Consider the following 25709-nt stretch of genomic DNA (forward strand, 5'->3'; position numbering starts at 1 on the left):
GTTGATTATTTTATGTGCAGTTTTGCGGTCCTGCCTATAATTGGAATCGATTACCATTTTTAATGGTGATCTTATTTGCTGATATATATGCATTAATTCTACCAAACACACTGCCGGTAACGGCGCATAAGCCCCTTCCAGCAAGCTTAAGGTTCATTAACCGTGGCTTACGGGGAGGTTATGTCTATCTGTCTGATTGATATCAATCAGGTAATGAGTGGAATCGAACCAATGCAATCTACTAAAAAGGCAATTGAAATTACTGAATCCAACTTCGCGGCCGCCACAACCGGCTACGATGCTGTAGACGACCTGTTGCATTATCATGAGCGGGGCAACGGGATTCAGATTAATGGCAAGGATTCATTTTCTAACGAGCAAGCTGGGCTGTTTATTACCCGTGAGAACCAAACCTGGAACGGTTACAAGGTATTTGGCCAGCCGGTCAAATTAACCTTCTCCTTCCCGGACTATAAGTTCTCTTCCACCAACGTCGCCGGCGACACCGGGCTGAGCAAGTTCAGCGCGGAACAGCAGCAGCAGGCTAAGCTGTCGCTGCAGTCCTGGGCCGACGTAGCCAATATCACCTTTACCGAAGTGGCGGCCGGACAAAAGGCCAACATCACCTTCGGTAACTACAGCCAGGATCGTCCCGGCCACTATGATTACGGCACCCAGGCCTACGCCTTCCTGCCGAACACCATTTGGCAGGGGCAGGATCTGGGAGGCCAGACCTGGTACAACGTCAACCAGTCCAACGTGAAGCATCCGGCGACCGAAGACTACGGCCGCCAGACGTTCACCCATGAGATTGGCCATGCGCTGGGTCTGAGCCACCCGGGCGATTACAACGCCGGTGAAGGCAACCCGACCTATCGCGACGTCACTTATGCGGAAGACACCCGCCAGTTCAGCCTGATGAGCTACTGGAGCGAAACCAACACCGGTGGTGATAACGGCGGTCATTACGCCGCAGCTCCGCTGCTGGATGACATTGCCGCCATTCAACATCTGTATGGCGCCAACCTGTCGACCCGCACCGGCGACACCGTGTACGGTTTTAACTCCAACACCGGTCGTGACTTCCTCAGCACCACCAGCAACGCGCAAAAACTGATCTTTGCGGTGTGGGATGCGGGCGGCAACGATACCTTCGACTTCTCCGGTTATACCGCTAACCAGCGCATCAACCTGAACGAGAAGTCGTTCTCCGACGTGGGCGGCCTGAAAGGCAACGTCTCGATCGCCGCCGGTGTGACCATCGAGAACGCCATTGGCGGTTCCGGCAACGACGTGATCGTCGGCAACGCGGCCAATAACGTGCTGAAAGGCGGCGCGGGTAACGACGTGCTGTTCGGCGGCGGCGGGGCGGATGAGCTGTGGGGCGGTGCCGGTAAAGACATCTTCGTGTTCTCTGCCGCCAGCGATTCCGCGCCGGGCGCTTCAGACTGGATCCGCGACTTCCAGAAAGGGATCGACAAGATTGATCTGTCGTTCTTCAACAAAGAGGCGCAGAGCAGCGATTTCATTCACTTCGTCGATCACTTCAGCGGCGCGGCGGGTGAAGCGCTGCTGAGCTACAACGCGTCCAACAACGTGACCGATTTGTCGGTGAACATCGGTGGTCATCAGGCGCCGGACTTCCTGGTGAAAATCGTCGGTCAGGTAGACGTCGCCACTGACTTTATCGTGTAACGCAGCAACGGAGCGCCCGGCGCAGTCTCGGCCGGGCGTGATGTGGGAGCCGGTATGAAAGGTACTTTAACGCGCGCCGCCCTGGCGGCGGGAGGCATGATGGTGACGAGTGCGGTGATGGCCGGCAGTCTGGCGCTGCCGACCGCGCAGTCGCTGGCGGGGCAATGGCAGGTAGCCGACAGCGAACGGCAATGCCAAATCGAGTTTCTGGCCAATGAGCAAAGCGAGACCAACGGCTACCAGCTGGTGGATCGGCAGCGTTGTCTGCAAAGCGTATTTGCGGCCGAGGTGGTGGGCTGGCGCCCGGCGCCGGACGGCATCGCCCTGCTGCAGGCGGATGGCAGCACGCTGGCGTTCTTCTCGCGCGACGGCGATCTGTACCGCAATCAACTGGGTGCGGGTGATGCCCTGACGTTGAAAGCGCTGGCTTGATGAAGAAACGGGTTCGGCGCGCCGAACCCGCGGCAGGTCTCTACAGGTAGAGCGAACGCACGATCAGGAAGTGGCCGGAGAAGTAACAGAAAGCCACGATGGCGTCCGCCGCGCGGAAGGTGAAGCGGTAGCGGTTGAGCAGCCAAACCACGTTGGCCAGCAGCAGCAGCGAGGTGCCGGTCAGCAGCGAGAAGCCGAAATCGGTGCTGCGCAGGAAATATTGCTCGCCCGCCAGCCAGACCATCAGCAGCGTCATCGCCACATAGGTGACGATCGGCCAACGCATCTCTTCCAGCCGGGTCCAAAGGGCGGCCAGCAGCAATGCGCCGATCGCCAGCAGCGCCAGCGGCAGCGGCCAGAACAGACTGAACGTCATCTGGCTGGCGAAACTCAGGGTGTACAGCAAGTGGGACAGGAAAAAGGCGCCGATGGCGTACAGCACCCGCTCGCGCGGCAACAGAAGCAGCGCATCGCCGATCAGCGTTGCCAGCAGGCCGAGTACGATCAGATAACCCGCGGCGCTGAGCACCGGTGCCTGCCAGGCCAACAGCAACAGCAGCAGCAGCGTGACGGGTTTGAACACCCAACGCTGCCAGCGCGGCCCACGGTAAGAGGCGTCGACGAACAGCCAACCGGAAAAGAATACGGCAAGGAACGGCCAACTCATTTATGTCTTCCTTATGTAGGAGGGAGCCGCAACCACCGGCTCCAAACTGTCACCCATGTCACTTCTTCATTTCAGTGTAGGTAGCCTGCCGACGATCGACAATGCTTTCTTGAGAATGCTATGTTTACGCCGATTTGACCGTGAAGGAAATGGGAAACCGATGAGTAAGCCACCGTTATTTTTTGTCGCCGTCATTGCGTTGATCGCCGTGCTGGCCACGCAACGTTACTTCAAACAGCGCCAGCAGGAGGCGGAAAACGATCGCGCGCCGATGCGCAGTCTGCAGGTGACGGTGAGCGACAAACGCGCGGTGCCGGTCGCCAAGACCCGTGCGCCGCAGCGCGAGCCGTTGGTCAATGAACCGATGTATTACGAGGTGGTGTTCAGCCCTAACCAGGGCGGTGAAAACATTACGCTGCGGCTGAAGCAATGGCAGTACAACCCGATAGAAAAAGGCGCGCAGGGCACGTTAAACATGCAGGGCACGCGCTTCGTCTCGTTCACCGTTCAGCCGTAGCGGTCACTTTTTCTTGATGGGCGGCTGTTTCTTTTGCCAGGCCAGCAGCTCGAACACGCCAAAGATAAAGATCTTGGCCTCTTGCCAGTAGCTGATCGGCTGATCCTTCGGCTGGGTGGATTTCAACAGCACCAGCTGCAGGCCGTGCATCACCACCATAAAGAACAGCGCCACGTCGATGAAATACTTCAGCGGCTTGGGAAACGGATGGAACAGGTTAGAGAGCAGGAAGCCCCATACGCACAGCATCAGCAGGCGGCCCAGATTAATCAGCATGGTCGGTTTTCTCTTGCGAACGAAGATAAAGGCGATAAGCCACCTGACCGGCGACCTTCTCCCGGTGCAACTGCCAGCTGGCAGGCACGTCCGCCGCGGCGCTTTCCGCCTCGGCTTCTACATAGATCCAGGCCTCGTCGGCCAGCCAGCCCCGCTGCTCCAGCAACAAGACGGTCTCCGCCAGCAGGCCTTTGCGAAACGGCGGATCGAGGAACACCACGTCGAACGGTTGACCGTCGCCCGCCAGCCAGCTCAGCGCGTTGGTGTTGATAACCACCCCTTTGCCCTGCAGCAGCGCCAGATTTTTTTCCAGCTGCTGCGCCACCGGCCGCTCGAATTCCAACAGCGTGGCGCTGCCGGCATAGCGCGACAGCGCCTCCAGCCCTAATGCGCCGCTGCCGGCGAAGCAGTCCAGGCAGCGCGCGCCCTGAATCACCGGCGCCAGCCAGTTGAACAGGGTTTCGCGTACCCGATCGGTCGTGGGGCGCAGCCCCGGGCTGTTCGGCACCGGGAGCTTACGGCCGCGCCATTGGCCGCCGATGATGCGGATCTGTCCGGCTGCGGCCTGGGGCGGTTTTTTGGCCGCCGCCCGTGGCGAGAGTCTTGTCATAAGCGTTGTTTGATTTCTTTTGCGGCGCGGGGCCGCAGAGGTTAACGAAAAGTTGTCCCTATTCTACCGGTGACGGGCGTCGGGGGAACGGTAAAACTTTGTTGTCTGATTTCACACCGGAAAGCATGCCGGATGCGTGTTGCTGCGCGAGGGAAAGTGATAGACTCGGCGGATTATTGTCAGCATATATCCTTCAGGTATGTAGGGTAAGCGAGCCTTCGGTACGGAGTAGAGTCATAACATGGCAAAAGATAAGAAACGTGGGTTTTTCTCCTGGCTGGGCTTTGGCCAGAAGGAAAAGGAAGAAGAGCAACAGCAACCTGAGCAGCCGGTAGAGCAGGCGGAAGCTCAGGCCGCGGAGACGCCGGCTGCACCGGCCGCCGCCAAGCTGGACGACAAGCTCCCCGCCCAGGAATCTGAACCTGCCGCCTCCGTCGACACCCCGGGAGAGTGGGATAACGGTCAGGCCGGCGAGCAAATCGCGGAAAATTTGCCGGCGGCGGCTGAACAGCCGGCGGCGCAAGCGCTGGCCGAAGAGATCGTCAGCGTCACCGAACAGGCGGCGGCGCAACAGCAACCGGTCGTTGAGCCTGAGCCGGTCGTTGAGCCTGAGCCGGTCGTTGAACCTGAGCCGATCGTCGAGCCTGAGCCGGTCGTCGAGCCTGAGCCGGTCGTCGAGCCTGAGCCGGTCGTTGAGCCTGAGCCGGTCGTTGAACCTGAGCCGGTCGTTGAACCTGAGCCGGTCGTCGAGCCTGAGCCGGTCGTTGAGCCTGAGCCGGTGGTTGAACCCGAGCCGGTGGTTGAACCCGAGCCGGTCGTCGAGCCTGAGCCGGTTGTTGAGCCTGAGCCGGTCGTCGAGCCTGAGCCGGTCGTTGAACCTGAATCCGTGCCGGAAGTGGAAGAAGAACCGCTTGAGCCGGTGGTGCCGGCCGCGGCGCAAGAACAGGAAAGGCCGACCAGAGAAGGCTTCTTCGCCCGCCTGAAACGCAGCCTGCTGAAGACCAAACAAAACCTCGGCTCCGGCTTTATGGGGCTGTTCCGCGGTAAAAAGATCGACGACGATCTGTTCGACGAGCTGGAAGAACAGCTGCTGATCGCTGACGTCGGCGTGGATACCACGCGCAAAATCATCACCTCCCTGACCCAGCACGCCAGCCGCAAGCAGCTGAAAGACGCCGAAGCGCTGTACGGCAAGCTGAAGGAGGAAATGTCCGAAATTCTGGCCAAGGTCGATCAGCCGCTGGATGTCAGCGGGAAAACCCCGTATGTCATCCTGATGGTCGGCGTGAACGGCGTGGGTAAAACCACCACCATCGGCAAGCTGGCGCGTCAATTCCAGGCGGAAGGCAAGTCGGTGATGCTGGCGGCGGGGGATACCTTCCGCGCCGCCGCGGTGGAGCAGCTGCAGGTGTGGGGTGAACGCAACCGCATTCCGGTGGTGGCGCAGCATACCGGCGCGGATTCCGCTTCGGTGATCTTCGATGCGGTGCAGGCCGCCAAGGCGCGCGGCATCGATGTGTTGATCGCCGATACCGCCGGCCGTCTGCAGAACAAATCGCACCTGATGGAAGAGCTGAAGAAGATCGTCCGCGTCATGAAAAAACTGGACGACCAGGCCCCCCATGAGGTTATGCTGACGCTCGATGCCAGCACCGGCCAGAATGCGGTCAGTCAGGCGAAATTATTTAATGAGGCCGTGGGCTTAACCGGCATCACGCTGACTAAACTGGACGGTACCGCCAAGGGCGGGGTGATCTTCGCCATCGCCGATCAGTTCGGTATCCCGATCCGCTATATCGGCGTCGGGGAAGGCATCGAAGATTTGCGGCCGTTTAAGGCTGACGATTTTATTGAGGCACTTTTTGCCCGAGAGGATTAATACGGATGATTCGCTTTGAACAGGTCAGTAAAGCTTATCTGGGCGGACGGCAAGCGCTGCAGGGGGTTGATTTCCATCTGCGCCCGGCGGAGATGGCGTTTCTGACCGGCCATTCCGGCGCGGGGAAAAGTACCCTGCTGAAACTGATTTGCGGTATCGAACGGCCCAGCGCCGGCCACATCTGGTTTGGCGGTCACGACATCAGTCGCTTGAAAAACCGCGAGGTGCCGTTCCTGCGTCGGCAGATCGGCATGATCTTCCAGGATCACCACCTGCTGCTGGATCGCACGGTGTATGACAACGTGGCGATGCCGCTGATCATCGCCGGCGCCAGCACCGAAGATATCCGCCGCCGCGTTTCCGCCGCGCTGGACAAGGTCGGTTTGCTGGATAAAGCGAAAAACTTCCCGATTCAGCTGTCCGGCGGTGAGCAGCAGCGCGTGGGCATCGCCCGTGCGGTGGTGAACAAGCCGGCGGTGCTGCTGGCGGATGAACCGACCGGTAACCTGGATGACGCGCTGTCGGAAGGCATTCTGCGCCTGTTTGAAGAATTCAACCGCGTCGGCGTGACCGTACTGATGGCGACGCACGACACCGGGCTTATCGCCCGCCGCAATTACCGCATCCTGACGCTGAGCCAGGGCCGCATGCAAGGGGGCGCTCACCATGGCCAATAACGCAAAAACCGCCAAGAGCAAGGCGCTGCGCGGCGGCTGGCGCGAACAGTGGCGTTACGCCTGGATGAACGCCATCAAAGACATGCTGCGTCAGCCGTTGGCGACGCTGCTGACGGTGATGGTGATCGCCATTTCCCTGACGCTGCCGAGCGTGTGCTACATCGTGTGGAAAAACGTCAGCACCGCGGCCAGCCAGTGGTATCCAACGCCGCAGCTGACCGTTTATCTGGATAAATCGCTCGATGACGACGCCGCGCTGAAAGTGCTCGACGCCATCAAGGCGGAAGCCGGCGTGGAGAAGGTCAATTACCTGTCGCGTGAAGAAGCGCGCGGCGAGTTCCGCAACTGGTCGGGCTTTGGCGGCGCGCTGGACATGCTGGAAGAGAACCCGCTGCCGGCGGTGGCGATCGTCACGCCGAAGATGAGCTTCCAGAGTTCGGATACCCTCAACACCCTGCGCGATCGCGTAGCGGCGGTGCAGGGCGTGGAAGAAGTGCGTATGGATGACAGCTGGTTTGCCCGCCTGGCGGCGCTGACCGGGCTGGCGGGCCAGATCGCGGCGATCATCGGCGTGCTGATGATCGTGGCGGTGTTCCTGGTGATCGGCAACAGCGTGCGTCTGAGCATCTTCAGCCGCCGCGACACCATCAACGTGATGAAGTTGATCGGTGCTACCGACGGCTTTATCCTGCGGCCGTTCCTCAACGGCGGGGCGATGCTGGGCTTTGCCGGCGCGCTGCTGTCGCTGGTGCTGTCCGGCGCGCTGGTGTGGCAGCTGGAGTCGGTGGTCGCCGGGGTGGCCAAGGTATTCGGCACCACCTTCACCTTGCATGGGCTGGGCTGGGATGAGGCGCTGCTGCTGCTGATCATCTCCGCGATGATCGGCTGGATCGCCGCCTGGCTGGCGACGGTGCAACATTTACGCCGATTTACACCACAGTAAGATTTTTTTGGTATACTCTTCTCCTGCTGCTTTTGATCGCGTTGCGGGAGAAGAGTGACCTCAAGCGAAGTCAGCACCATCCCTCTCTTCTTAGCGCACAAATTCCCTATCGGCCTGCACCCTCGTCACGTATTGTCAGCAACAATGCTTGCAAAAAAGGGTGAACTTTTAGGGCGGAGTACGGTCAAAAATTGCAGCAAATGTTAAGGTGCCCGGCGTGTGGAACCGCTTTTGCTTCAGCAACTGCCGTAGAATCAATCATTTCCCCGCTGTAATAATCACCTGCATGATTTTGTATTCTCATAGAGAGGGTTTGAATGACCAAAGAAATGCAAACTTTAGCCTTAGTACCCCAAGGTAGCTTGGAAGCCTATATCCGGGCAGCCAACGCCTATCCGATGCTGACGGCAGAGGAAGAGCGGGAGCTGGCTGAACGGCTGCATTATCAGGGCGATCTGGATGCCGCTAAGCAGCTCATCCTGTCTCACCTGCGCTTTGTCGCTCATATTGCCCGCAACTATTCAGGCTATGGTCTGCCGCAGGCGGATCTGATTCAGGAAGGCAACATCGGCCTGATGAAAGCCGTTCGCCGCTTCAACCCGGAAGTCGGCGTGCGTCTGGTTTCCTTTGCGGTGCATTGGATTAAGGCGGAAATCCACGAGTACGTATTGCGCAACTGGCGCATCGTGAAAGTGGCGACCACCAAAGCGCAGCGCAAGCTGTTCTTTAACCTGCGCAAAACCAAACAGCGTTTGGGCTGGTTCAACCAGGACGAAGTGGAACTGGTGGCCCGTGAGCTGGGCGTAACCAGCAAAGACGTGCGCGAGATGGAATCGCGCATGGCGGCGCAGGACATGACGTTCGATCCGACTCCGGACGACGAGGCCCGCGATGGCCAGTCGATGGCACCGGTGCTGTACCTGCAGGACAAGAGCTCAGACTTCGCCGAAGGCATCGAGGAAGATAACTGGGAAAGCAACGCCGCAGACAAACTGGCCTATGCGCTGGAAGGTCTGGACGAGCGCAGCCAGCATATCATCCGCGCCCGTTGGCTGGATGACGACAATAAGTCGACGCTGCAGGAGCTGGCCGATCAGTACGGCGTTTCCGCCGAACGCGTGCGCCAGCTCGAAAAGAACGCCATGAAGAAACTGAAAATGGCGATCGAAGCCTGAGTCGATGCGAGATTCGATAAAAAAAGCCCGGCAAGCCGGGCTTTTTAGTGCCTGAAATTCGGCGTTATGGCGCCACGGTAGCGAAGTCCGGCGCCGGGCAGTCGTAGCCGAATTTCGCCGCCCACGGATAACGGGTGCCGGTGTTGATATAGCGCTGATAAAGCGCCCGGCCGGTTTTGGCATCGCGTTTGATAACCCAGCTGGCGGCGTTACACAGCACGGCGGCATAGGCCTGGCTCTTCGGCGGCAGCAGATCGGCCGCCTGTTGCGCCAGCCCCACCGCCTGCCAGCGATAGTGCAGGAAACGGTTGTCTTCCTCCGGTAGCGCTGCCTTGGCGCGCGCCGCTTCGGCGCTGTCGATCCAGCTTTTATGCTTCAGCTCGCGGGTATCGAACGCATCCCCCAGATAGGAATAGCCGGCGCCATAGATGGCGTAATCCGGCGTCATCTCATAGCCGGTAAACTCCAGCCCCTGGGCGCGCAGCAGGTTGGCGGCGCGATAGTAAGCCTGTGCGCGCGCCAGCGGCGCAGCGGATTTGTCCTTGGCGGCCTTCAGCTCGTCGGCGAACTGCTGCGCCGCTTGCCGGTAGTTGGGGATATCGAAGTAGGCCAGCGCCTCCGGCGATCGCCCGGCGCGCATCAGCCGCCGCGCCAGCAGTTCGCGCAGCTGCACCTCCGGCGTGATCTGCTGGCCGCCGTAATCGTCCGGATTAACCGGCTTGAGCGGCGTCGTCGGCGCCGGGGCGTGCTTATCGACAAAGCCTTTCAACTCATCGACGGTCAGCACCCGTTCCGCCACGTCGGCCACGTCGGCCCAGTAGAGCGCTTTGCCGCGATACAGCAGGTCCATCGCCTGCAGATAGTCGCCGCGGTTCAGCGCCAGGATGGCCTGTTCGCCGGCCACCCGGCACTCGGGCACGATGGTTTCCGCGACGAAGTCGGCGTTGCGCTGTTCACCCCAGCTTTCGTCGGCGGGGAACGCGCTTGCCGCCTTGGCGTAGGCGGCGGTGGCGGCTTTCACGTCACCGTCGCGCAGCGCCATTTTGGCGCGCAGCCACCATGCTAGGCCGCTGTCGCCGGCGTTTTTCAGCAGGCTCGCCGCCATCGGGTACTGCCCCGAACGGTAAGCCAGCGCCGCCAGCCGATCGCTGCCGGCGAAGCCGCTTTTCACTGAGCCGTCCAGCAGCGTCAGGATCTGGTTGATGATTTGCGCGGAGCGGCCGTTGCCGTCGGTATCCGCCATTTGCAGGTTGCCGCTGCGGGCGAACAGCTCAATGGTCACCAGCTGCTGGATCAACGGATCGCCGATAATCCGTTTCAGCGTGTCCAAATGGTCGGGGTTGACCAGGAAGCTGGAGACGTACTGCAGCGACTGCCCGCCGCTCGGATCGCCCTGCGCCGCCTGTTGCGCGTACAGATGGGCGGCGGGGGCGACGTCACCCAGCCACAGGTGGATGCGCGCCTGCTGCCCAAGGCTGCTCAGCGCCAACTGATCGGGATCGGCGGCGCCGCTTTTCACCCGGTCGATCACCTGCTGGAATGCCGTCAGCGCCTGTTCAAGCGCGGCTTTTGGCGGGTGCTCGGCGGCGGGGGCCGCTTCACCGGATTCGTTTACCGGCGTCCCGTGGTCAGCCATCAGTACGCGGCCAAGCGAATACTGCGCCCGCAGTCCCCAGTCGCCCTGCTCGGCGGCCGGTAGCTTCAGCACCTGTTGGAAATAGTCTGCGGCGCGCGGATCGTGGCTGGCGAAAGCCACGGCGCCCAGTTGATAGAGACGCGCGGCGTTGGACAACCCCTGCGTATTGACGGCGTCAGCCTCTTCCACCGTTTTGGCGGCGCGCATTTTGCCTATCGCTATCGTTTCCGGCGATTGCGGCATCGGTTTCGGCGGCATCGGCGGCGGCGGGGCTTGCCAGTGCGGCAACTGTTTATCCATCGGCACCAGCCGGCCGGCTTCGAAGGCGAAATTGCCCTCCGGCATATACAGCAGGGTGCCGTTGCGATCGATCAGCAGCCGGTTAGGAAAATCCGGGCCGCAGGCATAGCCGCCCAGCGGCAGTGCGGCGCCGATCAGCATGGCCAGCGGAAGAAGGCGGCGGGTGTTCCGTGCCGCGCGCGAATCAAGGTGTGACAAGGGTGCCTCCTGGCGTCAGTTGTTGGCAGCGCAGCCAGCCCAGCGGCCGGGATTGCCCGGCGCGCAGCTGGTCGCTGCTGATGCGAATAAAGCGTTGCCGTTGCGGTGCGGATTCCAGCCGGTAGTTGCCGACCGCGTCCGCCGCCAGGCAGTCGTCGGCGCGGATGACCACCTCTTGCGGCAGCGGGGCGTCCACCGGCCCGTTGTTATGAATTATCAGATCATACAGCCCGTTTTGCTGCGGCTGAGGCCTAAATTTTACCTGCCAGTCGACATTCAGCGGCCGCCGTTCGATCACCGCTCGTAGCGTGGCGAGCGACCAGGCGCGCCGATCGTCCGCCAGCGGCAGTCGGAACCAAATCACGCCGCGCAGCCGGGGCGGCGTTTGCTGCGCCAGCGTTTGCAGAAAATCGGCGATCTGCTGCGGCGCGACCGTCAGTTCGCGGCCGTTGCCGGCCACGCGCAGCGAGGATTCGCTCTCCACCTGCGCGCCTTGCGCATCAAACCCCAGCAGCGCCATGCCATAGGCCGGCAGCGCGACGCGAAACGGTTTCGGTGTGACGGCGGCGTACTGCCGCACCCAGCGCAGCGCCAAGGGGCCGTCAAACAGCCCCTGCTGCGGTGAGAGCACCGCATGCACTTGCAGAACGGAACTGTCGGCCTGTTGCAGTACGCCGGGCAAGTTGGGCGAGCCGATCCAGGCCGGCAGGGCGGTGATGCCGAGTTGCAAAGCGGCGGGCAGCCGTTGGCGCAGCCGCTGTAGAAAGCGTTGGTAGTCCGGCAGGCGAGCCGTGGCGGCATCATGATCGATCTCGACGCCGGTGACGGGCAGCCCGGCCGCCTGCCAGCGCTGGGTGATCGCCAGCAGACGCTGGATAATGGCTTCTTGGTCCAGCTGCGGCAGCTGGCCGTCGAGGCGCGCTACCAGCCAGAGCGGGCGGCCGTCCTGCTTCAGCAGGCTGAGATCGGCCGGGATTTCCCGCCAGCTCTCGCGTGGATGCACCTGCAGCGCCAGCACCCGCAGCCCGGCGAACAGATCGCGGCTGTGCGCCAGCGCATCGGCGTGTTGCGGCGTCCAAACCCGCTGCCAAACGTAAACCTGCTGATCCCAACCTGAGACCTGGCGCAGCGCCTGCTGACGCCCGGCGAACCAGGCCGCCAACCCCAGCGCAATCAAAACCAGCGCCGCCGGCAGACGCTTCATTTTTGCCAGAGATCGCCCTGCGGCGCGAAGCCGCAGGCGCGCATGAAGTTATCGACTTCCCCACGTTCGCGCGGCGCCAGACCGGCGGTCGACAGCTGCCAATGGGCGACCTGCGGCAGCTGACGCTGTGCATCTTGCACCAGGTAAAGACCGACGCCGCGGCGGCGAGTCACTTCGCGTACCAGCAGATCCTGCAGTTCGGCGCGGTCGTCCTGCAGCGCAATTTTCACCGCGCCCAGCAGACGCTCGTTGAAGCGGGCGGCGAACAGCGCCTTGCCGCCGCTCAGCCAGCTCTGCCACTGTTCCGGCTGCTGGTGCGGCCAAATTTTACCGAGGTCGATAAGGTCTTGCGGGGACAGCGCGGTCAGGCGCTCGATGGTCAGTTTCATGCAGAATTTCCGCGCAGTTAAATGATGCCGACAGTGTAATAGATCTTGTGCAGAGCGTTGTGTAAGTTTTTCTGTACGATTACTGTGCAATATGTTTTTTGCACGGGGCATTTTCCGAGTAAATAGTTAGTAAACGGATTGTTAACCAGCACAACGCGCTACGCCTCAAGGTAAACAGCGCAGATTTAATTCGAATTTTATCCTGTTTACACCGCTTGTTTCTGCCGGATGAAGTTGATTTGCAGCAGAAAATTCCTGTTTAATGGTATGAAAAATAAAGTCTTATTAGAAAATAATGCCAACAAAACGCCTAAATCATTATTACTTATAACAAAAGCGGTCAATAACGATCGGGCGCAGGCAAACACAACAGGTACGTTCACAACGACAGATGGGGATTTGCGGATGAAATTAACAACAGGTAAGGCACTGCTGGCGGGTTGTATTGCGATGGCCATGAGCCAGGCGGCCATGGCGAAAGACATCAAGGTGGCGATCGTCGGGGCAATGTCCGGCCCGGTCGCGCAGTATGGCGACATGGAATTTACCGGCGCGCGCCAGGCGATTGCCGACATTAATGCCAAGGGCGGCATCAAGGGCGACAAGCTGGTCGGCGTGGAATACGACGACGCCTGCGACCCGAAACAGGCGGTTGCGGTCGCCAACAAGGTGATCAACGACGGCATTCGCTACGTGATCGGCCACCTGTGCTCCTCTTCCACCCAGCCGGCGTCCGATATCTATGAAGACGAAGGGGTGATCATGATTACCCCGGCGGCCACCAACGCCGATCTGACCACCCGCGGCTACAAGATGATCCTGCGCACCACCGGTCTGGATTCGGATCAGGGCCCGACCGCCGCCAAATACATTCTCAGCGACATCAAGCCGAAGCGCATCGCCGTGGTGCACGACAAGCAGCAATACGGCGAAGGCCTGGCGCGCTCGGTGCGCGACAGCCTGAAAAAACAGGGCACCGAAGTGGCGATGTTCGAAGGCATCACCGCCGGCGACAAAGACTTCTCCACCCTGGTGGCGCGCCTGAAGAAAGAGAATATCGACTTCGTGTACTTCGGCGGTTACTACCCGGAAATGGGCCAGATCCTGCGTCAGGCCAAGCAGGCCGGGTTGACCACCCGCTTCATGGGGCCGGAAGGCGTGGGCAACTCCTCACTGTCCAACATCGCCGGCGCCGCTTCGGAAGGCATGCTGGTGACGCTGCCGAAACGCTACGATCAGGTGCCTGCCAACCAGCCGATCGTCGATGCGTTGAAAGCCAAGAAGCTGGATCCGACCGGCCCGTTCGTCTGGACCACCTATGCCGCGCTGCAGTCGCTGACCACCGGCATGGAGCGCAGCGGCAGTCAGGAACCGGCGGACATCGTCAAGGATCTGAAAACCGGCAAGCCGGTGGAGACCGTGATGGGGCCGCTGACCTGGGATGACAAGGGCGACCTGAAAGGCTTCGAGTTCGGCGTGTTCGAATGGCATGCCAACGGCACGTCCACACCGATCAAATAAGCCATAATGATTAGGGTGGGGCGCAGCCCGCTGCGCCCGGCGGGTCGGCTTGTCGGCCCCGTCTCCCTTTACCCGCCGGTTCTCCGTCGGCGGGTTTCGCAGCCAAGGGTTCAGAGTATGTCAGAGCAGCTCCTCTATTTTCTGCAGCAGATGTTCAACGGCTTAACGTTGGGCAGCACCTATGCATTGATCGCCATCGGTTACACCATGGTTTACGGCATCATCGGCATGATCAACTTCGCCCACGGCGAGGTGTACATGATCGGCAGCTATGTCTCCTTTATCGTTATCGCCGCCCTGATGATGCTCGGCATCGACGTCGGCTGGCTGCTGATCGGCGCCGCGTTCCTGGTCTCTATTGTCATCGCCAGCGCCTACGGCTGGAGCATCGAGCGGGTGGCCTACAAGCCGGTGCGCAACTCCAAGCGCCTGATTGCGCTGATCTCGGCCATCGGCATGTCGATATTCCTGCAAAACTACGTCAGCCTGACGCAGGGCTCACGCGATCTGGCGCTGCCCAGCCTGGTCACCGGCCAGTGGGTGCTGGGGGAAAGCAACGGCTTCGCCGCCACCATCAGCACCATGCAGCTGACCATCTGGCTCGTGACCTTCCTGGCGATGCTGGCGCTGACGCTGTTTATCCGCTATTCGCGCATGGGCCGTGCCTGCCGCGCCTGTGCGGAAGATCTGAAGATGGCCAGCCTGCTGGGCATCAACACGGACCGGGTGATCTCGCTGACCTTCGTCATCGGTGCGGTGATGGCGGCGGTGGCCGGGGTGTTGCTCGGCCAGTTCTACGGCGTCATCAACCCTTACATCGGCTTTATGGCCGGTATGAAAGCCTTCACCGCCGCGGTTCTGGGCGGCATCGGCAGCATTCCGGGCGCGATGATCGGCGGCCTGGTGCTGGGCGTGGCGGAAGCGCTGACCTCCGCCTACCTGAGCACCGAATACAAAGACGTGGTGTCGTTCGCGCTGCTGATCGTGGTGCTGCTGATCATGCCGACCGGCATCCTCGGGCGTCCGGAGGTTGAGAAAGTATGAAACTCAATCTGCTCAATGCGCTGATCGCCACGGCGGTGCTGTTCGTGATGGCGTCGTTCCTGATGGGCATGCAGCTGAGCCTGGACGGCACCAAACTGGTGGTGCACGGCGCGGCGGAAGTGCGCTGGATGTGGATCGGCATCGGCTGCGTCATCGTCTTTTTCTTCCAGCTGTTGCGCCCGCTGCTGCAGCAGGGCCTGAAAAAGGTCTCCGGCCCGGCGTTCGTGCTGCCGAGCTTCGACGGCACCACGCCGCGGCAAAAGCTGCTGGCGGCTCTGCTGCTCGTCGCGGCGGTCGCCTGGCCGTTCCTGGTGTCGCGCGGCACGGTGGATATCGCCACCCTGACGCTGATCTACGTGATGCTGGGCCTCGGCCTCAACGTGGTGGTGGGCCTGTCCGGTCTGCTGGTGCTCGGCTACGGCGGTTTCTACGCCATCGGCGCCTACACCTATGCGCTGCTGAATCATTATTACGGCCTCGGCTTTTGGGAGAGCCTGCCGCTGGCGGGTATCGTCACCGCCGCCTTCGGCTTCCTGCTCGGTTTCCCGGTGCTGCGGCTGCGCGGCGACTATCTGGCGATCGTGACGCTCGGCTTCGGTGAGATCGTGCGCATTCTGCTGCTGAACAATACCGAGATCACCGGCGGGCCGAACGGCATCAGCCAGATCCCGAAACCGACCTTCTTCGGCCTGGAGTTTAACCGCAGTGTGCGCGACGGCGGCTGGGATACCTTCCATAACGTCTTCGGCCTGAAATACGATCCGAGCGATCGCATCGTATTTTTGTACCTGGTGGCGTTGCTGCTGGTGGTGCTGACGCTGTTCGTCATCAACCGCCTGCTGCGCATGCCGCTCGGGCGCGCCTGGGAAGCGCTGCGCGAAGACGAGATCGCCTGCCGCTCGCTGGGCCTCAGCCCGACGCGCATCAAGCTGACCGCCTTTACTATCAGCGCCGCGTTCGCCGGGTTTGCCGGCACGCTGTTTGCCGCGCGCCAGGGTTTCGTCAGCCCGGAATCCTTCACCTTCGTCGAGTCGGCCTTCGTGTTGGCGATCGTCGTACTGGGGGGCATGGGATCGCAGTTCGCGGTCATTCTGGCGGCGATCCTGCTGGTGGTTTCGCGCGAGCTGATGCGCGATCTGAATGAATACAGCATGCTGCTGCTGGGGGCGCTGATGGTGCTGATGATGATTTGGCGGCCGCAGGGGCTGTTGCCGATGAAGCGGCCGCAGCTGAAGCTGCAGGCGGCGGACATTCACGCGGGCAAGGGGGAACAGGCATGAGCGTTCAACCTTTACTGCAGGTGGAAGGCCTGTCGATGCGTTTTGGCGGGCTGCTGGCGGTCAACAATGTCGCGTTGACGCTCAATGAAGGCGAAATTGTCTCGCTGATCGGCCCCAACGGCGCCGGTAAAACCACGGTGTTTAACTGCCTGACCGGTTTCTACCGCCCGAGCGGCGGCACCATCAAATTGCGCGATTGCCATCTGGAGGGGCTGGCGGGGCAGGCCATCGCCCGTATGGGCGTAGTGCGCACCTTCCAGCATGTGCGGCTGTTCCGTGAAATGACGGTGATTGAGAACCTGTTGGTGGCGCAGCATCAGCACCTGAAAAGCGGCGTGTTCGCCGGGCTGCTGAAAACCCCGGCCTTCCGCCGTGCCGAAGCCGAGGCGCTGGCGCGCGCAGCGGAGTGGCTGGAGCGCGTCGGCCTGCTATCGATGGCCAACCGTTCGGCGGGCAACCTGGCCTACGGGCAGCAGCGTCGGCTGGAGATCGCCCGCTGCATGGTGACCCGGCCGGAGCTGCTGATGCTGGACGAACCGGCCGCCGGTCTGAACCCGAAAGAGACCGACGAGCTGGATCATCTGATCGTCGAGCTGCGCGATCGGCATAAGGTCTCGGTGTTGCTGATCGAGCACGACATGAAGCTGGTGATGGGCATCTCCGATCGCATTTACGTGGTGAATCAGGGCACGCCGCTGGCGCAGGGCACACCGGCGGAGATCCGCAACAACCCGGACGTGATCCGGGCTTATTTGGGCGAATAATAATATGTTGTCATTCAATCAGGTATCCGCCCATTACGGCAAAATTCAGGCGCTGCATCAGGTCAGTCTCACGATTAGTCAGGGCGAAATCGTGACGTTAATCGGCGCCAACGGCGCCGGTAAAACCACGCTGCTCGGCACCCTGTGCGGCGAACCGCGCGCCAGCGAAGGCAGCATTGTCTTCCAGGGGCAGGACATCACCCAGTGGCAAACCTCGCGCATCATGCGCGAAGCGGTGGCGATCGTGCCGGAAGGGCGGCGAGTCTTCTCGCGCATGACGGTGGAAGAAAACCTGGCGATGGGCGGCTTCTTCGCCGATCGTCACCAATATCAGCAGCGCATCGAACGGGTGTTCACGCTGTTCCCGCGCCTGCTGGAGCGCCGAAGCCAGCGTGCCGGCACCATGTCCGGCGGCGAACAGCAGATGTTGGCCATCGGCCGCGCGCTGATGAGCCAGCCGAAGCTGCTGCTGCTCGACGAACCTTCGCTTGGGCTGGCGCCCATCATCATCCAGCAGATTTTCGACATCATTCAGCAGCTGCGGGAAGAGGGCATGACCATCTTTCTGGTGGAGCAAAACGCCAATCAGGCGCTGAAATTGGCGGACCGCGGTTATGTGCTGGAAAACGGCCGCGTGGTGTTGGAAGATACGGGGGCTGCATTGTTAGCCAACGAAGCAGTGAGGTCGGCGTATCTGGGCGGTTAATCCGCCCCCCTACGAATTAAAATAATCAGGTACGAGAAGAAGAAATGAAGACAGAAGGGTTACTCGCGCAGCGTATCGTTAACGTAAAAAGTTCGGCCATCCGTGAATTGCTTAAGCACAGCAAGATGGAACACGTCATTTCGCTGGCGGGCGGCATCCCCTCTGATGCGTTGTTCGATTTCGAAGGATTGAGCATCGCCACCCAGCAGGCGATCACCGAACAGCCGAAAAGCGCATTCCAGTACGGCCTGACCGAGGGCAGCCCGCTGCTGCGTGAGCGCATTTGCGCGCTGTGCGCCGAGCGCGGCGTCACCGCGCGCGCAGAAGAGGTGATGGTCACCGCCGGCTCTCAGCAGGCCCTGGATTTGGTGATGCGCGCCATCGTCAACCCGGGCGACGTGTTCGTGGTGGAGCGCCCGACCTACCTGGCGGCGCTGCAAACGCTGGAACTGGCGGAGGCCAACATCATGTCGGTCTCGTCCGACAGCGACGGCATGGTGGTGGAAGAGCTGGCCGAGCTGCTGAAAACCCAGCGCATCAAGGGCGTGTACGTGGTGCCGAACTTCGGCAACCCCAGCGGCATCACCCTCAGCGCCGCGCGCCGCGAACTGCTGGTGAAGCTGGCCGCCGAACATAACTTCCTGATCATCGAAGACGATCCGTACGGCGAGCTGCGTTTCACCGAAGAGCGCCACCCGACGCTGCATCAGGTGTCGCAGCAGGTGCTGGGCAACACCGACCACATCATCTATACCTCGACCTTTTCCAAGATCCTGGCGCCGGGCCTGCGTTTGGGCTGGGCGATCCTGCCGCCGTTCCTGCTGCATAAAGTGGCGATCATCAAACAGGCGGCGGATCTGCACGCCAGCGCCCTGTCGCAAAGCATCGTCGAATGCTACCTTGGCCTGGATCGCCTGCCGGCGCAGATCGACAAGATCCGCGCCGCCTACAAACACAAGGGCGAGATCCTGGCCGGTTTGGTGGAGCAGGAGCTGGGCGACTACATCACCTTCGATAAACCGAAGGGCGGCATGTTCCTGTGGGCGCGTTTCCGCCAGCCGTTCAACGCCACCGAATGGCTGAACACCACGCTGCAGCAGGGCGTGGTGTTCGTGCCGGGGGAATACTTCTTCTCCGACAACCCGGATCGTTCGACCTTCCGCCTGTCGTTCGCCACCGCCACCGAGCAGCAGATGCAAGAAGCGGTCGCGCGCCTGCGCCGTTCGCTGTAATCCTCGCGGCGGCGGAGCCCATGCCCGCCGCCGACATCAAACCGCCATCTTCACTTCACCTTGCCGTCATGTGGCTGTCATCTAACGGTTATTTTTCTGTCATCCGCGCATGGCATGTTAGCTTCCGAACAAAAAACTGATTCTTTTCGCTCACGCGCTTTTACACCAGCTTTTTCAGGAGTTAGGCATGCTCACCTACGCTATTCGCAAAACCACGCTGTGCGTCGCATTGACCCTGGCGGTCAGCGCACAGGCGCTGGCGGCGACAGAAATCCCGTTCTGGCATTCGATGGAAGGCGAACTGGGTAAAGAAGTGGACTCTCTGGCGGATCGCTTCAACCAGTCGCACAGCGACGTCAAGATTGTGCCGGTTTATAAAGGCAACTACGAACAGAGCCTGGCGGCGGGCATCGCCGCTTACCGCTCCGGCAAGGCGCCGGCGATCCTGCAGGTTTACGAGGTGGGCACCGCCACCATGATGGCCAGCAAAGCCATCAAACCGGTCTATGAAGTGTTTAAAGAGGCCGGCATCAACTTCGACGAGTCGGTGTTCGTGCCGACGGTTGCTGGCTATTACACCGACAACAAGAGCGGCCATCTGCTGTCGCAGCCGTTCAACAGCTCCACGCCGGTGCTGTACTACAACAAAGACGCCTTCAAAAAGGCCGGCCTGAACCCGGAACAACCGCCGAAAACCTGGCAGGAACTGGCGGCGGATACCGCCAAACTGCGCGAAGCCGGCATGAAGTGCGGTTACGCCAGCGGCTGGCAGGGCTGGATCCAACTGGAGAACTTCAGCGCCTGGCACGGCGTGCCGTTCGCCAGTGAAAACAACGGCTTTGGCGGCACCAGCGCCAAGCTGGAGTTCAACCAACCGCTGCAGGTCAAACATATTGCGCTGCTCGAAGCGATGAACAAGAAGGGCGACTTCACCTATTTCGGCCGCAAAGACGAATCCACCGAGAAGTTTTATAACGGCGACTGCGCCATCACCACCGCCTCATCCGGTTCGTTGGCGGACATCAAGCACTACGCCAAATTCAACTACGGCGTCGGCATGATGCCGTACGACGCCGACGCGAAAAATGCGCCGCAAAACGCCATCATCGGCGGGGCCAGCCTGTGGGTGATGAACGGCAAAGACGCCGCCACCTACAAGGGCGTGGCCGAATTCCTGCAGTACCTGGCGCAGCCGGAAATCGCCGCCGAATGGCACCAGAAGACCGGCTATCTGCCGATCACCACCGCGGCTTACGATCTGACCAAGCAGCAGGGCTTCTACGACAAGAATCCGGGTGCCGACGTCGCCACTCGCCAGATGCTGAACAAGCCGCCGTTGCCGTTCACCAAGGGCCTGCGCCTGGGCAACATGCCGCAGATCCGCAGCGTGGTGGATGAGGAACTGGAAGGCGTGTGGACCGGCAAGAAAACGCCTCAGCAGGCGTTGGACGCCGCCGTGCAGCGCGGTGACGTGCTGCTGCGCCGCTTCGAAGCTTCGACCAAGTAACCCCGCGTCGCGGGCCCGGTAGACCGGGCTCGCGTCTTCACGCCGATCCTTCCGTACCCGATTAATGGTTTAACTGCTATGTCATCTTCCCGTCCCGGTTTCGGCTGCAGCTGGTTGCCCTATGCGCTGGTGCTGCCGCAGCTGCTGATTACCGCCGTCTTCTTTTTATGGCCCGCCGGCGAAGCGCTGTGGTATTCGGTGCAGAGCCTCGATCCGTTCGGCCTGTCCAGCCAGTTTGTCGGGCTGGATAACTTTAAACAGCTGTTCCAGGATCCTTACTACCTCGACTCGTTCTACACCACGCTGATCTTCAGCTTCCTGGTGGCGGGCATCGGGCTGGCGGTTTCGCTGTTCTTCGCTGCGTTGGTGGACTACGTGCTGCGCGGCAGCCGCCTCTATCGCACGCTGATGATCCTGCCCTACGCGGTGGCGCCGGCGGTGGCGGCGGTGCTGTGGATCTTTCTGTTCAACCCCGGTCTGGGGTTGATCACCCATTTCCTCAACGGTCTGGGCTATAACTGGAACCATGCGCAAAACAGCGGCCAGGCGATGTTCCTGGTGGTGCTGGCCTCGGTATGGCAGCAGATAAGCTATAACTTCCTGTTTTTCCTCGCGGCGCTGCAGTCGATCCCGCGTTCGCTGGTGGAAGCGGCGGCCATCGACGGCGCCGGCCCGGTGCGGCGTTTCTTCCATCTGGTGCTGCCGCTGATCGCGCCGGTGAGCTTCTTCCTGCTGGTAGTCAATCTGGTGTACGCCTTCTTCGATACTTTCCCGGTGATCGACGCCGCCACCGGCGGCGGGCCGGTGCAGTCCACCACCACGTTGATCTACAAGATCTACCGCGAAGGCTTCGCTGGGTTGGATCTCTCCAGTTCCGCCGCGCAGTCGGTGATCCTGATGCTGCTGGTGATCGGCCTGACGGTGATCCAGTTCCGCTTCGTTGAACGTAAGGTGCGCTACCAATGATTGAGAATCGACGCGGGCTGGATGTCTTCAGCCATGTGATGCTGATTATAGGCGTGCTGGTGGTGCTGTTCCCGCTGTACGTGGCCTTTGTCGCCGCCACGCTGGACGACAAGCAGGTGTTTCAGGTGCCGATGACGCTGGTGCCCGGCGGGCACCTGTGGGAGAACATCCGCAATATCTGGCAGGGCGGCGTGGGCAACCTCAAGGTGCCGTTCTCGCTGCTGCTGCTCAACAGCGTGATCATGGCGCTGGCGATCACCTGCGGCAAGATCGCGGTGTCGGTGCTGTCGGCTTACGCCATCGTGTATTTCCGTTTCCCGCTGCGCAGCCTGTTTTTTTGGCTGATTTTCCTCACCCTGATGCTGCCGGTGGAAGTGCGTATTTTCCCAACGGTGGAGGTGATCTCCAACCTCAACCTGCTGGACAGCTATACCGGCCTGACGCTACCGCTGATGGCCTCGGCCACCGCCACCTTCCTGCTGCGCCAGTTCTTCATGACGCTGCCGGATGAGCTGCTGGAGGCGGCGCGCATCGACGGCGCCGGGCCGATGCGTTTCTTCTGGGACATCGTGTTGCCGCTGTCGAAAACCAATCTGGCGGCGCTGTTCGTCATCACTTTTATCTACGGCTGGAACCAATATCTGTGGCCGCTCCTGATCACCAGCGACGCTTCGATGGGCACCGCGGTGGCGGGCATCAAGAGCATGATCTCCACTTCCGGCGCGCCGACCCAGTGGAACCAGGTGATGGCGGCGATGATTCTGACTTTATTGCCACCGCTGGCGGTGGTGCTTCTGATGCAGCGCTGGTTTGTGCGCGGTCTGGTTGATAGCGAGAAATAACGACGATGGCAGGATTAAAACTACAGGCGGTCACCAAGTCTTACGACGATAAAACGCCGGTGATCAAACAGATCGACCTCGACGTGGCGGACGGTGAATTCATCGTGATGGTCGGCCCGTCCGGCTGCGGCAAATCCACGCTGCTGCGGATGGTGGCTGGGCTGGAGCGCACCACCAGCGGCGATATCTATATCGATACCCGGCGCGTGACCGATCTGGAACCCAAGGATCGCGGCATCGCGATGGTGTTCCAGAACTACGCGCTCTATCCGCACATGAGCGTGTACGACAACATGGCTTATGGCCTCAAGATCCGCGGTTTCGGCAAGGAGCATATCCGCCAGCGGGTGGAGGAAGCGGCGCGCATCCTGGAGCTGGAGCCGCTGCTCAAGCGTAAACCGCGCGAACTTTCCGGCGGCCAGCGCCAGCGCGTGGCGATGGGGCGCGCCATCGTGCGCGAACCGGCGGTGTTCCTGTTCGATGAACCGCTGTCCAACCTGGACGCCAAGCTGCGGGTGCAGATGCGCCTGGAGCTGCAACAGTTGCACCGCCGTCTGAAAACCACCAGCCTGTACGTGACTCACGACCAGGTGGAGGCGATGACGCTGGCGCAGCGGGTGATCGTAATGAACAAGGGCGTGGCGGAACAGATCGGCACTCCGAGCGAGGTGTATCAGCGGCCGGCTTCGCTGTTCGTCGCCAGCTTTATCGGCTCGCCGGCGATGAACCTGTTGCCCGGCACCCTGAGCGCCGACGGCGGCCAGCTGCTGCTGGCGGACGGCATGACGCTGCCGTTGCCGGCGGCCAAGCCGCAGTGGGCGGGGCGGCAGTTGACGCTGGGCATTCGGCCGGAGCATATTCAGCTGGTGGCGCAAGGCCAGGGCGTGCCGCTGCAGCTGCAGACGCTGGAACTGCTGGGGGCCGACAATCTGGCGCACGGCCAGTGGGGCGGTCACGGGGTGATCGCGCGGTTGTCGCATGAAACCTTGCCGACGGCGGGCAGTACGCTATATTTGCAGCTGCCTGCTCAGGCGCTGCACTTCTTTGACACCCACAGCGGATTACGGATGGATTGATGACGAGACCCTGGCCTTACCCTCATATCGTTGCCCACCGCGGCGGCGGTTCTCTGGCGCCGGAAAATACCCTGGCGGCGATCGACGTCGGCGCGCGCCACGGCCACAAGATGATCGAGTTCGACGCCAAACTGGCGCAGGACGGACAAATTTTCCTGCTGCATGATGATACGCTGGATCGCACCAGCAACGGCTGGGGCGTGGCGGGCGAGCTGCCGTGGGATAAGCTGGTGCAGCTGGACGCCGGCAACTGGTACAGCTCGGCCTTCAAGGGCGAGCGGCTGCCGCTGCTGTCGGAGGTGGCGGAACGCTGCCGGGAACACGGCCTGATGGCCAATATCGAGATCAAACCGACCACCGGCAGCGACGATGAAACCGGCCGGGTGGTGGCGCTGGCGGCGCGGCTGCTGTGGCAAGGGCAGACCGACCCGTTGCTCTCCTCCTTCTCGGTGGAAGCGCTGGCGGCGGCGCAACGCACCGTGCCGGATTTGCCGCGCGGCTTGCTGCTGGAGGACTGGGACGACAACTGGCGCGAGCTGACCGAACGTCTGGACTGCGTCTCGCTGCATATCGACCACAAGGCGCTGACCGCCGAGCGGGTGAAAGCGTTGAAAGACGCCGGTCTGCGCATTCTGGTGTATACCGTTAACCAGCCGGATCGCGCGCGCCTGCTGCTCGACTGGGGCGTTGACTGCATTTGCACCGACCGGATAGATTTGATTGGCCCGGAGTTCTAATCCGGCGCCGATGAATCCTGCGACGACAAGCCTTGCCGCCGCACCACCGGAAGGAATGCGATGCCAGGCTTTATGATGTCACTGTGGCACCAGATCGTGCTGTCATTACCGCTGTTCGTCCTGATCGCGTTGGGTTATGGGCTGATTCGCTGGGGGAAATGGCCCACCAGCATCACCGATGGCCTGACGCGCTTTGTGTTTTCCCTCGCCTTGCCCGCCATGCTGTTTCGCATGATGTGCGACTTCTCGCAGCGCCCGGCGGTCGACGCCCGGCTGCTGATCGCGTTCTTCGGCAGTTGCCTGATCGTGTTCGTGCTCGGCCGTCTCGTCGCCCGGCACCTTTTCCGGCTGGATGGCGTCGCCGGGTCGGTGTTTGCGCTGGGCGGTATTTTCTCCAATAACGTGATGCTCGGTTTACCGATCGCCAGCGTGATGCTGGGGGAGGCGGCGATCCCGTCGGTGGCGCTGGTGCTGGTGTTCAACGGCCTAATCCTGTGGACGCTGGTCACGGTGTCGATCGAATGGGCGCGCAACGGCTCGCCGACGCTGGGGGGCTTTGCTAAAACCGCGCGCAGCGTGCTGACCAACCCGCTGATCGTCGGCATTTTGTCCGGCACGCTGTTTAGCCTGACCGGCCTGCCGCTGCCGGACTTCGTCGATCGGCCGGTCAGCATGCTCGGCCAGGTGGCGGCGCCGCTGTCGCTGGTGGTGCTTGGCATGGGGCTTGCCGAGTACCGCATCAGCGAAGGCTGGCAACTGAGCAGCGCCATCTGCGTGCTGAAGTTGCTGGTACAGCCGTTGGTGATTTGGCTGCTGGCCTGGATGATGGATCTGCCGCCGATGGAGACCCGCGTGGTGGTGCTGCTGGGCTCAATGGCGGTGGGGGTGAATGTCTACCTGATGTCGCGCCAGTTCAATACGCTCACCGGCCCGGCCGCCACCAGCCTGGTGATGTCCACCGTGCTGGCGGCGATCACCACGCCGCTGATCCTCACCGTTATGGGCGTGCGGGCGTAGCCGGCAGCGGGGCCTGCGGCACCGCCGGCGCGGTACGGTTGAACGGATCGCGCGGCTGGTTGCCGTTAGGCAGCAACTGGCCGCCGTTCGGCGTGGTTTGCAACAGCTGTTGCCGTTGATTGTCGAACTGGCGCTGCTGTTGCAGGCGGCGTTGATCCATCTGCCGGTTGTTCAACAAGCGCTGTTGCTGCGCCTGTTGGCTGTTTTGGTTGAGAAGCTGCTGCTGTGAACGCAGATCGGTTACGCCGTTGGCCGCTGCAGCCAGGCCGGGCAGCAACAGCAGAGCGAACAGAATGTGAGAAGTTTTCATGATGGTTACCTCGCTTTTTTATTAAGCCTAACCCAGCGGTGAAATTTTGCTGGTAGTTTGTATTTCGTTCAAATGTAAACCGCCTTTTCGCCAACGCGGTGCCCATCTT

The 25709-nt window shown here is 61.3% G+C and carries 26 protein-coding genes; 19 read left to right on the forward strand and 7 right to left on the reverse strand.

The window, feature by feature from the left end:
* Positions 1-231: 231 nt before the first annotated feature.
* Together SERRSCBI_RS00950 and SERRSCBI_RS00955 are read left to right on the forward strand one after the other, a co-directional pair.
* A complete protein-coding gene (locus SERRSCBI_RS00950; protein WP_033652421.1) occupies positions 232-1695 on the forward strand; it encodes a serralysin family metalloprotease in 1464 nt (487 codons plus the stop codon).
* Positions 1696-1749: 54 nt separating this feature from the next.
* The gene (locus SERRSCBI_RS00955) at positions 1750-2127 is read left to right on the forward strand and encodes an AprI/Inh family metalloprotease inhibitor (RefSeq protein ID WP_025304893.1); all 378 of its coding nucleotides are present in this window, start codon (positions 1750-1752) and stop codon (positions 2125-2127) included.
* Positions 2128-2167: 40 nt separating this feature from the next.
* Here the strand turns inward: SERRSCBI_RS00955 and SERRSCBI_RS00960 are convergent, their stop codons facing one another.
* The gene (locus SERRSCBI_RS00960; RefSeq protein WP_033644998.1) at positions 2168-2794 is read right to left on the reverse strand and encodes a lysoplasmalogenase; all 627 of its coding nucleotides are present in this window, start codon (positions 2792-2794) and stop codon (positions 2168-2170) included.
* Positions 2795-2954: 160 nt separating this feature from the next.
* Here SERRSCBI_RS00960 and SERRSCBI_RS00965 point away from each other — a divergent pair, with 160 nt between their 5' ends.
* Positions 2955-3311, forward strand: coding sequence for a DUF2500 domain-containing protein (locus tag SERRSCBI_RS00965; RefSeq protein ID WP_042783456.1), 357 nt, complete (start codon positions 2955-2957; stop codon positions 3309-3311).
* 3 nt (positions 3312-3314) lie between these two features.
* On the opposite strand, the gene SERRSCBI_RS00970 is transcribed toward SERRSCBI_RS00965, so the two are convergent.
* Positions 3315-3587, reverse strand: coding sequence for a DUF1145 family protein (locus tag SERRSCBI_RS00970; protein ID WP_004934327.1), 273 nt, complete (start codon positions 3585-3587; stop codon positions 3315-3317).
* Positions 3577-4197 (reverse strand): 16S rRNA (guanine(966)-N(2))-methyltransferase, encoded by a 621-nt coding sequence (rsmD, locus tag SERRSCBI_RS00975; protein ID WP_042783457.1) that lies wholly within the window; start codon positions 4195-4197, stop codon positions 3577-3579. Before rsmD ends, SERRSCBI_RS00970 begins: the two co-directional genes overlap by 11 nt.
* 241 nt (positions 4198-4438) lie before the next feature.
* Here rsmD and ftsY point away from each other — a divergent pair, with 241 nt between their 5' ends.
* The 4 genes from ftsY to rpoH all read left to right on the forward strand — a co-directional run bounded on the left by ftsY (position 4439) and on the right by rpoH (position 8871).
* Positions 4439-6076 carry a signal recognition particle-docking protein FtsY gene (ftsY, locus tag SERRSCBI_RS00980; RefSeq protein WP_042783458.1) on the forward strand — a complete coding sequence of 546 codons (1638 nt, stop codon included), beginning with the start codon at positions 4439-4441 and terminating at the stop codon, positions 6074-6076.
* Positions 6077-6081: 5 nt separating this feature from the next.
* A complete protein-coding gene (gene ftsE, locus SERRSCBI_RS00985; RefSeq protein ID WP_004934337.1) occupies positions 6082-6753 on the forward strand; it encodes a cell division ATP-binding protein FtsE in 672 nt (223 codons plus the stop codon).
* A complete protein-coding gene (gene ftsX / locus SERRSCBI_RS00990) occupies positions 6743-7696 on the forward strand; it encodes a permease-like cell division protein FtsX (protein ID WP_033636680.1) in 954 nt (317 codons plus the stop codon). Before ftsE ends, ftsX begins: the two co-directional genes overlap by 11 nt.
* Positions 7697-8013: 317 nt before the next feature.
* A complete protein-coding gene (rpoH, locus tag SERRSCBI_RS00995) occupies positions 8014-8871 on the forward strand; it encodes an RNA polymerase sigma factor RpoH (protein WP_004934345.1) in 858 nt (285 codons plus the stop codon).
* 64 nt (positions 8872-8935) lie between these two features.
* Here the strand turns inward: rpoH and SERRSCBI_RS01000 are convergent, their stop codons facing one another.
* From SERRSCBI_RS01000 to panM, 3 genes are read right to left on the reverse strand one after another with little or no spacing between them, the layout of a single operon-like run.
* Positions 8936-10948, reverse strand: a complete 2013-nt coding sequence (locus tag SERRSCBI_RS01000; RefSeq protein WP_369795941.1) for a hypothetical protein — start codon at positions 10946-10948, stop codon at positions 8936-8938.
* 43 nt (positions 10949-10991) lie between these two features.
* On the reverse strand, positions 10992-12209 hold the full coding sequence (locus SERRSCBI_RS01005; protein ID WP_042783460.1) for a DUF3142 domain-containing protein: 1218 nt from the start codon (positions 12207-12209) through the stop codon (positions 10992-10994).
* Complete coding sequence (panM, locus tag SERRSCBI_RS01010; RefSeq protein WP_004934355.1) at positions 12206-12598, reverse strand: aspartate 1-decarboxylase autocleavage activator PanM; 393 nt, start codon at positions 12596-12598, stop codon at positions 12206-12208. The genes SERRSCBI_RS01005 and panM overlap by 4 nt, the downstream gene beginning before the upstream one ends.
* 405 nt (positions 12599-13003) lie before the next feature.
* On the opposite strand from panM, the gene SERRSCBI_RS01015 reads away from it, so the two are divergent.
* The 12 genes from SERRSCBI_RS01015 (at position 13004) to SERRSCBI_RS01070 (ending at position 25290) form a co-directional block, all read left to right on the forward strand.
* Positions 13004-14119 carry a branched-chain amino acid ABC transporter substrate-binding protein gene (locus tag SERRSCBI_RS01015; protein ID WP_025304902.1) on the forward strand — a complete coding sequence of 372 codons (1116 nt, stop codon included), beginning with the start codon at positions 13004-13006 and terminating at the stop codon, positions 14117-14119.
* 117 nt (positions 14120-14236) lie between these two features.
* The gene (gene livH / locus SERRSCBI_RS01020; RefSeq protein ID WP_015376290.1) at positions 14237-15163 is read left to right on the forward strand and encodes a high-affinity branched-chain amino acid ABC transporter permease LivH; all 927 of its coding nucleotides are present in this window, start codon (positions 14237-14239) and stop codon (positions 15161-15163) included.
* Positions 15160-16443 carry a high-affinity branched-chain amino acid ABC transporter permease LivM gene (locus tag SERRSCBI_RS01025; RefSeq protein WP_042783462.1) on the forward strand — a complete coding sequence of 428 codons (1284 nt, stop codon included), beginning with the start codon at positions 15160-15162 and terminating at the stop codon, positions 16441-16443. Before livH ends, SERRSCBI_RS01025 begins: the two co-directional genes overlap by 4 nt.
* Positions 16440-17207: a high-affinity branched-chain amino acid ABC transporter ATP-binding protein LivG gene (gene livG, locus SERRSCBI_RS01030; protein WP_042783463.1), complete on the forward strand. Its 768-nt coding sequence runs from the start codon at positions 16440-16442 to the stop codon at positions 17205-17207. Before SERRSCBI_RS01025 ends, livG begins: the two co-directional genes overlap by 4 nt.
* Before the next feature lie 4 nt (positions 17208-17211).
* Positions 17212-17913, forward strand: coding sequence for a high-affinity branched-chain amino acid ABC transporter ATP-binding protein LivF (livF, locus tag SERRSCBI_RS01035; RefSeq protein WP_015376292.1), 702 nt, complete (start codon positions 17212-17214; stop codon positions 17911-17913).
* Between the two features lie 44 nt (positions 17914-17957).
* A complete protein-coding gene (locus tag SERRSCBI_RS01040; protein ID WP_033652643.1) occupies positions 17958-19145 on the forward strand; it encodes a PLP-dependent aminotransferase family protein in 1188 nt (395 codons plus the stop codon).
* A gap of 187 nt (positions 19146-19332) precedes the next feature.
* Positions 19333-20652 carry a sn-glycerol-3-phosphate ABC transporter substrate-binding protein UgpB gene (ugpB, locus tag SERRSCBI_RS01045; protein ID WP_033644983.1) on the forward strand — a complete coding sequence of 440 codons (1320 nt, stop codon included), beginning with the start codon at positions 19333-19335 and terminating at the stop codon, positions 20650-20652.
* 78 nt (positions 20653-20730) lie between these two features.
* Complete coding sequence (gene ugpA / locus SERRSCBI_RS01050; protein WP_015376293.1) at positions 20731-21618, forward strand: sn-glycerol-3-phosphate ABC transporter permease UgpA; 888 nt, start codon at positions 20731-20733, stop codon at positions 21616-21618.
* Positions 21615-22460: a sn-glycerol-3-phosphate ABC transporter permease UgpE gene (gene ugpE / locus SERRSCBI_RS01055; protein ID WP_042783464.1), complete on the forward strand. Its 846-nt coding sequence runs from the start codon at positions 21615-21617 to the stop codon at positions 22458-22460. The genes ugpA and ugpE overlap by 4 nt, the downstream gene beginning before the upstream one ends.
* Positions 22461-22465: 5 nt before the next feature.
* Positions 22466-23536: a sn-glycerol-3-phosphate import ATP-binding protein UgpC gene (locus tag SERRSCBI_RS01060; protein ID WP_042783465.1), complete on the forward strand. Its 1071-nt coding sequence runs from the start codon at positions 22466-22468 to the stop codon at positions 23534-23536.
* Entirely contained in the window at positions 23536-24273 is a 738-nt protein-coding gene (gene ugpQ, locus SERRSCBI_RS01065; protein ID WP_015376295.1) for a glycerophosphodiester phosphodiesterase, read from the forward strand. Before SERRSCBI_RS01060 ends, ugpQ begins: the two co-directional genes overlap by 1 nt.
* Before the next feature lie 60 nt (positions 24274-24333).
* Positions 24334-25290 (forward strand): AEC family transporter, encoded by a 957-nt coding sequence (locus SERRSCBI_RS01070; protein WP_042783466.1) that lies wholly within the window; start codon positions 24334-24336, stop codon positions 25288-25290.
* Here SERRSCBI_RS01070 and SERRSCBI_RS01075 read toward each other — a convergent pair.
* Positions 25271-25600 (reverse strand): hypothetical protein, encoded by a 330-nt coding sequence (locus SERRSCBI_RS01075; RefSeq protein ID WP_016929457.1) that lies wholly within the window; start codon positions 25598-25600, stop codon positions 25271-25273. The two genes, SERRSCBI_RS01070 and SERRSCBI_RS01075, sit on opposite strands and share 20 nt — an antisense overlap.
* Positions 25601-25709 lie beyond the last annotated feature (109 nt).

This window comes from Serratia sp. SCBI (assembly GCF_000747565.1).
Taxonomy (GTDB): Bacteria; Pseudomonadota; Gammaproteobacteria; order Enterobacterales; family Enterobacteriaceae; genus Serratia; species Serratia ureilytica.